General features: G+C 65.3%; 3 protein-coding genes. All 3 read right to left on the reverse strand.

All coding sequences use genetic code 11. From position 1 onward, the window contains the following. Positions 1-476 (reverse strand): class I SAM-dependent methyltransferase (locus WBF82_RS06785; RefSeq protein WP_424382302.1); only part of this gene is annotated, 476 nt, incomplete at its 3' end. Further along, positions 473-1,201, reverse strand: coding sequence for a TetR/AcrR family transcriptional regulator (locus WBF82_RS06790; protein WP_424382303.1), 729 nt, complete (start codon positions 1,199-1,201; stop codon positions 473-475). The genes WBF82_RS06785 and WBF82_RS06790, both read right to left, overlap by 4 nt. After that, positions 1,194-3,578 (reverse strand): MMPL family transporter, encoded by a 2,385-nt coding sequence (locus WBF82_RS06795; protein WP_424382304.1) that lies wholly within the window; start codon positions 3,576-3,578, stop codon positions 1,194-1,196. Before WBF82_RS06795 ends, WBF82_RS06790 begins: the two co-directional genes overlap by 8 nt. Positions 3,579-3,965 lie beyond the last annotated feature (387 nt).

Genomic DNA, 3,965 nt, shown 5'->3' on the forward strand with positions numbered 1-3,965 from the left:
GCGAGCCGCTGGAATCGGCCGCGAATCCCGCCGCTGGCCACATGCTCCAGATAGCGCAGCTCGCCACCCGGACGCAACGACGAAAATAGTTGTTGCAGAACTGAATTGGAGTCATTCACCGAGCACAGAACCAGCGAGCACACCACCGCGTCAAAAGGCTCATCGGCCGAGAAATCCTCCACTGCCGCATCGCTCACCACGACTGGAACGCCTGCGTCGGCGGCCGCGTCGCGCGCTCGCACGGCGAGCCGATGCTCGGGCTCGACCGCCACAACCTGCGCGACGGAATCCGGGTAGAACGGAAAGTTGGTCCCAATGCCCGCGCCGACCTCGAGGACCCGGCCGGACAAGCCGGCGAGGTTTTCCCGACGGAGCGCGCGAATCTGCTCGGTCTCGTGGGCGGCGATCGTGGGCCAGACCCGGGCGAAGAACGGGTTGTCGACCGTTACCGGGGGCCGCTGGCGCGAAGACGTCACGCTGGTGAACCTTCTGTCCGTTTCTGCAAAGAGCCTGCCGCCATCAGCCATTCCACCGTCTGCTGCGGGGTGGCATCGGCGCCGGCGAGCCCCTCCACGACATGCCCGCAAAACACCGCACCGAGCACCCGGTCGGCGAACTCTTCTGGGTCGCCGAACGGCAGGTGTGGTTTGGCGATCATCAGCGATGCCACCCCGTGCGCAGCACTCCACAGCTGCAGGGCGACGGTCGCGGCATCGCCTGGCGGGCAGACGCCCTCGTCCATCAGCGACCGCACGGTGGCACACATGTGCTCGAACGCCGAGCTGGCCAGCGCTGCGTCGACGTCGCTGCCCGAGCGCCACTCGCTCATCGTCGCGATCCGGTAGAGCTCCGGGGTCTCGGTCGCGAACTGGACATATGCCCGCCCTTGCGCACGTAGCACCTCGATGGTGGACGGCTGCCTCGCGGAGACCCGCTGCATTTCCTCATCGAGCTTCTCGAAGTAGCGTGCGCACACGGCGTCGAGCAGGGTGTCTTTGTCTTCGAAATGCAGATAGATCGACGGCGGCGTCACCCCTACCCGGTGTGCCACCGAGCGAATCGAAACCGCTTTGGCGTGCCCGGTTTCCAGCAGGAGGTCGGTTGCGGCGTCCAGGATTTGGTCGCGCAGCAGATCGCCGGATCCACGAGGTGCACGACGACGGCGAAGGTTGTCCGCTGCCGGGCCGGCCGGGCTAGCCATTGTCGGTGACTGTCGCGGCGGAGCGCGCGGCCCGACCGCCGATGGGCACCGCCGGGTCGACGTCTTCGCGGCGATGCCGCCCGTTCGAACGATCAGCCGTTTCCGGCAGGGTCGCGCCATCGACCAACTCGCTGATACCGAACCGATCATGCAGCCAGCCCAGTGGCTTGGGCGCCCACCAACTCCACTGGCCGAGCACATGCATGAACGCCGGAACCAGGACCATCCGCACCAGCGTGGCGTCGGCCAGCACTGCGAGCGTCAGCCCGAGACCGAACATCCGCATGAATGACACCTGAGCAGCGATCAACGCTGCGAACGAAATCGACATCACCAGTGCGGCGGCGGTAACGACGCGGCCGGTCCGGGCCAGCCCGAGGGCCACACTTTCGTCGTTGTCGGCACGTTTTGTTCTGTTGTTCGCCGTCGCGGGACGGGCCGCGACGGACGCCAACCAGTACTCCCGTATCCGGGAAACCAGGAACACCTCGTAATCCATGGACAGGCCGAACGCGACGCAGAACAACAGCACCGGGATGTTGGCGACCAGCGTCCCGCTGGGAGTGGTCCCCAATGCGCGGAGATGGCCGTCCTGGAAGATCCACACCAGCGCTCCGAACGCCGCCGTAAGCGACAGCACATTGCACACCAGAGCTTTCAGCGGCAGCACCACGCTGCCGGTGAGCAGGAACAGCAGCGCGAAGGTGATCACCGCGATGAGACCTAACACCACCGGTAGTCGGGTAGTGATCCCGTGCACGCTGTCGCGGTTGATCTGCGCCAGTCCGGCCATTTCTACCGACCGCCCGGCGGGTCCGGCCACGGCGTGCAACCGGTCGAGCTGGGTCTGCGAGGCCTGCGAGAACAGCCGGGCGGTGGTTGCGACGGTCAAAAATGCGCTGCCGCCGGTCATCCCGGTGGGCGCGGATGGCGGCCCGACACGGTTGCCGGCCGCGAACGTTCCGGTCGGAGCGGATACCGCCGAGACGTTGGGCACCCGAGACAGGTCGGCGGCGTATCGGTCGAGCTCGGCCGGGCTCACCCCGCCGATGTCGGGGATGACAACGGGCACCGCCGTCGCCGAGTCATCGGTGAAGTCGCGGCGCAACTGGTCACCGACCGCATGCGCCGAGGCCGATCGCGGCAGCACCCGGTCGTCGGGCATACCCCACTTCACCGAGAGGAACGGAACCCCGAGTAGCAGCAACAACGCGACGACGGCCAGACCGACCGGAACCGCCCGGCGCGTCACGAACTTGGTCGACCGATACCAGAACAGCTGCTCCACCGGTTTGTGCGCCGGATCCGGGCGACCGAGAATCCGCCGTCCAAGCCGGCGGACGTCCAGCGCGTCTAACCGCGGCCCGAGCAGCACGATCGCCGCCGGTGTCACCACGATCGCCGCCACCGCGACGAAAGCCACGGTGGCCACTCCGGCGTAGGCAAAGGATTTCAAGAAGTACATCGGGAACAGCACCATCACCGCCATCGACAATGCGACGGTGGTTGCCGAGAACAGCACCGTCCGCCCGGCGGTAGCCATGGTCCGGATCAGCGCCTCGTCTCGACCGCTGCCATCGGCCAACTCGTCGCGATAGCGGCTGATGATCAGCAGGGTGTAATCGATGGCCAGGGCCAGGCCCAGCGCGCTGCTCAGGTTTAGTGCATAGGTCGAGACATCCGTACCGAAGCTGATCAGCCGCAGCACCGACATCGAGCCGACGATCGCCAGCCCACCCAGGACGATCGGCAAGGCCGCGGTCAGCAACCCGCCGAAAACCCAGACCAGCACCAGAAAGCTCAGCGGAATCGCCAAGGACTCCATCAGTAACAGGTCACGCTCGTTTTGGTGATTGATCTGGTCGTAGGCCATCGCCACCCCGCCGGCGCGGATCGTGACCCCGTCGCGGTCGTGCGCGACCTGCTTGGCGATGGCCTTGGCGTAGTTCTGCGCGTAGTTCTCGCCGCCTTCGAGGTTGGCCACGATCAACCCGGATTTGCCGTCCTTGCTCACCAGATCGTTGGCCAGGTGCGGCGGACTGGCGCTAGGTCCGGTCCACGCCGAGGACACGTTGTAGACCCCGGCCGACCGTTTCACCTGATCGACGATGCCGGTGGCGACCTGGCGGGCTTGGTCGCTGTGCGCGCCGCCCGGCGCGGTCACCAGGATCACCAGCTGCTGATCGCTCTGCCCGAACTTGTCGGTCAAGAGGTGAAGGGCGTGCGCCGACTCCGACTCCGGATCCTGAAAGCCGCCGGCGGAGAGGCTCTGGGCGACCGGGAGTCCGAATATTGCGGCCGCGACCATGACCAGGCCTGCGATGAGAAGTATTCGGCGCGGCGCGGCGATGGCAAGGCGAGCGATTCGCTGCAACATGCGTGTCCTTCCGCCGCGGATATCGGCGCTAACTTATCAGCGATAACCTAGCTCATACAGGTGTGTAGCGCGCCCCTCAACGCCTTAGCAATAGATACGTACCCGGCATCCGCGAGAGTTCAACGCAACGCCGGTTAACCACGACATTCCGCGGAGCCTATCGCCAGGTAATTCGATCCCTGACCAATATCCGGGATGCCGGACGTCGGGTCCACAGCGTGAAAACCCTACCCGACGGTAATATTGCCAATGTTTTCCGAATCGTGACTCAAAGATTCCTTAATGCGGGCTCATAGGCTCATCTACATGTGGATCGATGATTCGAGTGCCGACGTAATCAAGGCTGATTTCGAGGCTCTCTACCACGGCGACGTGCTGGTAGAAGGC

Origin of the sequence: Mycobacterium sp. (genome assembly GCF_049673265.1) — a bacterium.
Lineage (GTDB): Bacteria > Actinomycetota > Actinomycetes > Mycobacteriales > Mycobacteriaceae > Mycobacterium.